The following is a 5,639-nucleotide window of genomic DNA, read 5'->3' on the forward strand; positions in this document are numbered from 1 at the left end:
CCGAGATGGCGCGTCGTTTCGCTGCCGGCGGCCGACTATTCACCTTCGGCAACGGCGGAAGCTGCACCGACTCCACCACGCTGGCAAGGCTTTTCGCCCGCCCGCCTATTGGGACGCCGCTGCCGGCCTGGTCGTTGACCGCCGACCAGGCGATCTTGACCGCGCTGGGCAACGACGTGGGCTTCGAGCTGGTCTTTGCCCGCCAGTTGATTGCCCGCGCCAAGCCGGGAGACATCGCGATCGCGATGTCGACCAGCGGCAGCTCGCCTAACCTGATGGCGGCGCTACGCGAGGCACGCCAGCGCGACATGTACACCATTGGCTTCGCCGGATACGACGGCGGCGCATTCGCCAAAAGCGCGGATGTCGACGCCTGTTTCGTGGTCCGGTCCCAGAGCGTGCACCGAATTCAGGAATCCCAAGCCCTGCTGGGCTACGAGCTGTGGCTGTCAGTGCACGAGCACATGGCCAGCCAGCGAGCGGAGGCCCGATGAGCAAACCGGCAAGTGAATACCTCTCCTCCGGTCCGCGTTTCGCCGAGGGTGAGGTGATCGAGCGCATCGAATCTTTCCGCAGGCGCCGGCCCCGGCTGCTCGACGACCACATCACCCTCGCACACGGAGCCGGCGGAAAAGCCTCGGCCGCGCTGGTGGATGCGGTGTTTATGGAAGCTTTTCGTAACCCGCTTTTGGAGTCGCTGGGTGACGGCGCCGTGATCAGCTTGCCCAGCGGCGAGCGGCTGGTGCTGTCGACTGATTCGTTTGTGGTGCAGCCCAGGCGGTTTCCGGGCGGGTCGATCGGCGAGCTGGCGGTACACGGAACCGCGAACGACTTGGCGGTGGCGGGGGCGGTACCGCAATGGATCTCGGCGGCGTTCGTCTTGGAAGAGGGTTTCCCGATCGCCGAGCTCAAGGAGATTGTCGCCGACATGGCGGCGGCAGCCGCCCAATCGGCTGTGCAGATCGTCACCGGCGACACCAAGGTGGTGCCCAACGGGGCAGCAGACGGGCTATTCATCACCACAACCGGCGCCGGGGTAATCCCCGCTGGGCGGCGCTTGTCTGCGCAGTCGGTTCGTCCCGGCGACAAGGTGCTGTTGTCGGGTTCCATGGGTGATCACGGTATGGCGGTGATGCTGGCCCGCGGCGACTTGGCGATTGAGGCCGATATCTGTTCCGACACCACGTCGGTGAGCCCGTTGGTAGAAGTGCTGTTGGCGGCTGCGCCGTCGACGCGTTGGCTGCGGGACGCCACCCGGGGTGGGGTCGGCACGGTCTGCAACGAGTTGGCGCAGGCCTGTGGCTTGGGGGTGGTGCTCGACGAGGAGCGGCTTCCGGTGCACCCTATGGTCAGTGGCGCTTGTGAGCTGCTGGGCATCGACCCGTTGTATGTCGCCAACGAAGGCAAATTCGTCGCTGTCGTTGCGCCCGGAGAAGCGGACGCGGCGCTGGCGGCGTTGCGGTCGCATCCGCTGGGTGCCGAGGCGGCCGAGATCGGGCAGATTGTGGCGGAGCCCGCGGAAACCGTGGTGGTCCGCACCGGGTTCGGCGGTACCCGCATCGTCGACATGCTCGTCGGTGACCCGCTGCCGCGGATCTGCTGACGGAGGCGGCGAGGAAGGAACTAACATGTGTCTGGGAATACCGGGGCGGATCGTCGAAATCACCGACGCCGAAAACTATTTGGCCAAGGTCGATGTCAGCGGAGTACAGCGCACAATTTCGGTGCGGCTGCTCGAGAACGACATGCCGCAACCCGATGACTGGGTGCTGGTGCACGTCGGCTTCGCGATGGCCAAGATCGACGAAACCGAGGCACTGCTCACGCTGGCGGCCGTCAAGAAGATGGGCGACGCGTACGCCACCGAAATCGAAGCTTTCGACTCAACCGCGATCGTGTGACGGGAAGGGCTTGCTATGAAATTCGTCGACGAGTTCCGCGACCCGGCGGCCGCCCGCAAACTGTTGGTTGCGATCAAGCACTTGGCCGGGGAGCGCGACCATTTCAAGTTCATGGAAGTGTGTGGCGGGCACACCCACACCATCTATCGGCACGGCATCGAACACCTGCTACCCGAGAACGTCGAGCTGGTGCACGGGCCCGGCTGCCCGGTTTGCGTGATCCCGATGGGCCGCATCGACGACGCAATGTGGCTGGCCGAGCAACCCGACGTGATCTTCACCTGTTTCGGCGACATGATGCGGGTACCCGGCTCGAACGGCAGCCTGCTCGACGCCAAGGCCCGCGGCGCCGACGTGCGCTTCGTCTACTCGCCGCTGGATGCCCTCAAAATCGCGGTCGACAAGCCTGACAAGCAAGTGGTGTTCTTCGCCATCGGCTTCGAAACCACGGTTCCGTCGACCGCGGTGACTCTGGTGCGCGCCCGCGAAATCGGTCTGAAGAACTTCAGCGTGTTCTGTAACCACGTCACGATCGTGCCGCCGATCAAGGCCATCCTGGAATCACCGGATCTGCGGCTATCCGGCTTCATCGGGCCGGGCCATGTGTCGACGGTGGTCGGCAACCGGCCGTATCGGTTCGTGCCGGAGGTCTACGGAAAACCCTTGGTGGTCTCGGGGTTCGAGCCGTTGGACATCCTGGCGTCGGTGGCGATGCTTTTGACCCAGATCCGCGAGGGCCGCTGCGAGGTGGAGAACCAGTATTCGCGGGTGGTGCCCGAGCAGGGCAATCCGGCGGCGCTGGCATTGATGAGCAAGGTGTTCGCGTTGCGCCCGCACTTCGAATGGCGTGGTCTAGGCTTCATTTCGCAAAGCGCGTTGCGGCTGTCCGACGACTTCGCCGACTTCGACGCCGAACTGCGTTACGCGATGCCGGGGGTGCGCGTCGCCGACCCAAAGGCCTGCCAATGCGGTGAGGTGCTCAAGGGTGTGCTGAAGCCTTGGGAGTGCAAGGTTTTCGGCACCGCATGTACTCCGGAGACTCCCATCGGCACCTGCATGGTATCCCCGGAGGGCGCGTGCGCGGCGTACTACAACTTCGGGCGGATGCATCGCGACGCCATCAAGCTTGTGGGGTCGTCGGGACGGACATGACAGCGACGGCGGTGGAGGCGCGCGGGGCGGAGATGTTCGCCCGGTACGCCTACGCCCCTAACGCGCTGGGCTATTGCGGCCCGCCATTAGGGGCCACGCTGCGCGACGGCTCGGTGGACGAGGTGCGGCATGCGGCGACGAAGTTCTCCGGCGCCTGGCCGTATTTGCAGGTGCTGTCGACGATGACCGGCATCGCCGACCCGCTCGATTACCGGCTGGTCGAGTCGTATTGGCTCGGCGGCGGTCTCGGCGCCGGGCTGGACCCGGCGCAGTTCGTCGACGAGCTGCTGGCGATCATCGGCCCGCAGGCGGGCCGCTACTGGACGCATCTCGGGCCGGACTTGGTTTGTGAGGCCGCAGCCAATCACTGCTTCCACGTGTTCGGCATCTATCCGTGGTCGCGGCTGCTGGGCGTAAGAGGGGGATCCCCCCTCGACGAGCACCCGTTGAGCGTCCTCGACAATTGCCGAATCACCTGGGGCACAGTGCTTTTCCGCGATGGCGACGACATCGAGGTGTCGTGTCGCGCACTGGCCTGGAACGGCCACGCGCTCGGTCTGTCCGAGCCGGCCGCGCGTCGACTCGACGAGTGGGTAGACGGATACAGCGCCGTACCCGATGTGGCTGTCGGCGACGTAGTTGCGATCCACTGGGGTCGGCTGTGCGGCCGGCTGCAGCCCCACCAGATCGAGGCGTTGGCCGACAGCACGGTGCGGCAATTGGACGTGACCAACCAGCGGCTCGCACGGATGTAGGTGCGCTTGGCTCCAACAAATTCTCGCGCGCCAGTCCATGATGATCGGATGGGCGACGAATCTTTCGACCGGCTGGTCGCGATGCTGGACTACACGATGTTTGTGGTGACCACCCAGGCCGGTGGGCATGCATCCGGGTGTCTGGTCGGTTTCGCTACCCAGACCAGCTTGCAGCCGCCCCGGTTTCTGGTCGGGATTTCCAAGCGGAACCACACCTTCGGGGTGGCCTGCCAATCCGACTATCTGGCTGTGCATCTCGTGGCGCGCGGCCACCTCGAGTTGGCACGGCTATTCGGCAGCCAAACCGGTGATCGAATCAACAAATTCGAGCACTGCGCGTGGCACAGCGGGCCCGAGGGCATGCCCATTCTCGATGACGCGGTCGCGTGGTTCGTCGGCAAGACGCTGAGCCGCATCGATCTCGGCGACCATGTTGGTCATGTGCTGGAGCCCGTTGGCGGCTACGCCCCCGAAACTTCCGAGGATCTGGTCAGATTTTCCGACGTGGTCGACCTCGAACCCGGCCACGAGGCGTGACCGGCTCGCCGACTGTGAATATGCGACCCGACACACCGGCGTCGGGAGGTTCACAGTCGACGCGTTAACGCCCGATCAGGTCTTATCGTCGTTGGTGCGCGGGAAGCCGCCGCCCTGCGGGAACAGCGGGAACACCACATCGTCGAGCTTCTCCGCGTCCCCGGCGGTCTTGTTGACCGTCGCACCCCAGACGTTGCCGTCCGGCGCCATCCGCACTGCCCACGCATGGGCGTGCGTGTCCTGGCGGACGACTTCCGGTTCGCCGGTGACCGCGCCGGTTGCCGGAGCGAGATGCACTGCCACCGTCTGCTTGGTGTTGATCAGGTTGACCAGGATGGTGCCGTCGAGGGCGGCGCAGCCGGCAACACCGGGCCGATTCGGCCATGTCCACACGGTCGAAACCCGCGAATCCCGCGAGATCCGCTGCAACCGGTCCGCGGTCGGGGCACGGTCGAGAACGTAGAGCGAGCCGTCCACCGGATCGGTGCACAGCCCGCCGCCTGAGCCGATGCCGGTGAGTGCTGTGGTCGGCGGCGCCTGGTTGAGCGTGGTCGGCTGTTCGATCCGAATTACTTTGCCGGCCAGCGACGCCGGGTCGCCGGCGGCCGCCGGGTTGCCTGCGTCGCCGGTCAGTACCACCAAGGTGGTTTTGCTGGTGAAGTGCAGCGCGCCGGTGGCGCCTTTGGGAATGCCGGTCAGGATGTCTTTGGGAATGTCACCGTCAGCGATGCGGATGACCCGGTTGTCGCTGGGCGTGCTGACGTAGGCGTACATCAGCCTGTCTTGGGAATAAGTCGGTGAGAGCACGATGTCCATCAGCCCGCCGTCGCCGGACGGGTCGACCGGGATAACGGTCTTGACCTTCGGCTCAGCGCTGACCGAGACCTCCTTCACCGCACCGGTAGTGCGTTCGGCGACCAGCGCGGACTTGCTGTCCGGGAGCATGATCAAGCCGCTGGTGCTCTCCAGGCAGCCTTGCATCACGCCCGGCGCCGGGCACTGCTTGGGGAACGGCTTGGCCGGCAGCGGCGGAGGCGGGGGAGGTGTCGAGGTGGTCGGCGGTCGCCGCTGCGGTTCGGTGGTGAACGGCTGCGACTGGGCGTCGTTGAACCGCGCGCAGCCGCTCGAGACCAGCAGCGCGGCGAACAGCGCGGCTTGCAGCGACCGCCGTACCCGCATGATGGCCAGGTTACCGCGCCCGGCCGCACCGCCCGGTTTTCGTTGGCCGGTGCTCGGCTGGCATCGCCATGCGCTGACCACAGGCCGTCGGCCCGACGGGCCGCATCCGCGTCCC

Annotated in this window: 6 protein-coding genes and 1 pseudogene (1 of these 7 cut by a window edge); 6 read left to right on the plus strand and 1 reads right to left on the minus strand. The window is 65.9% G+C overall.

The window, feature by feature from the left end; all coding sequences use genetic code 11:
• From ACFE99_RS04730 to ACFE99_RS04755, 6 genes and pseudogenes are all read left to right on the plus strand, one after another.
• Nucleotides 1-494: pseudogene (locus ACFE99_RS04730) on the plus strand (SIS domain-containing protein) (it extends 183 nt beyond the left edge of the window).
• Nucleotides 491-1,603: a hydrogenase expression/formation protein HypE gene (gene hypE, locus ACFE99_RS04735; protein WP_375482898.1), complete on the plus strand. Its 1,113-nt coding sequence runs from the start codon at nucleotides 491-493 to the stop codon at nucleotides 1,601-1,603. The pseudogene ACFE99_RS04730 and the gene hypE overlap by 4 nt, the downstream one beginning before the upstream one ends.
• Before the next feature lie 25 nt (nucleotides 1,604-1,628).
• On the plus strand, nucleotides 1,629-1,901 hold the full coding sequence (locus tag ACFE99_RS04740; protein ID WP_375482900.1) for a HypC/HybG/HupF family hydrogenase formation chaperone: 273 nt from the start codon (nucleotides 1,629-1,631) through the stop codon (nucleotides 1,899-1,901).
• Nucleotides 1,902-1,916: 15 nt separating this feature from the next.
• Complete coding sequence (gene hypD / locus ACFE99_RS04745; protein WP_375482902.1) at nucleotides 1,917-3,053, plus strand: hydrogenase formation protein HypD; 1,137 nt, start codon at nucleotides 1,917-1,919, stop codon at nucleotides 3,051-3,053.
• A complete protein-coding gene (locus ACFE99_RS04750; protein WP_375482904.1) occupies nucleotides 3,050-3,808 on the plus strand; it encodes a DUF6390 family protein in 759 nt (252 codons plus the stop codon). Before hypD ends, ACFE99_RS04750 begins: the two co-directional genes overlap by 4 nt.
• 48 nt (nucleotides 3,809-3,856) lie before the next feature.
• The gene (locus ACFE99_RS04755; protein ID WP_375482906.1) at nucleotides 3,857-4,345 is read left to right on the plus strand and encodes a flavin reductase family protein; all 489 of its coding nucleotides are present in this window, start codon (nucleotides 3,857-3,859) and stop codon (nucleotides 4,343-4,345) included.
• Nucleotides 4,346-4,420: 75 nt separating this feature from the next.
• On the opposite strand, the gene ACFE99_RS04760 is transcribed toward ACFE99_RS04755, so the two are convergent.
• A complete protein-coding gene (locus ACFE99_RS04760; RefSeq protein ID WP_375482908.1) occupies nucleotides 4,421-5,524 on the minus strand; it encodes a PQQ-dependent sugar dehydrogenase in 1,104 nt (367 codons plus the stop codon).
• Nucleotides 5,525-5,639 lie beyond the last annotated feature (115 nt).

Source organism: uncultured Mycobacterium sp. (assembly GCF_964249325.1).
Taxonomy (GTDB): Bacteria; Actinomycetota; Actinomycetes; order Mycobacteriales; family Mycobacteriaceae; genus Mycobacterium.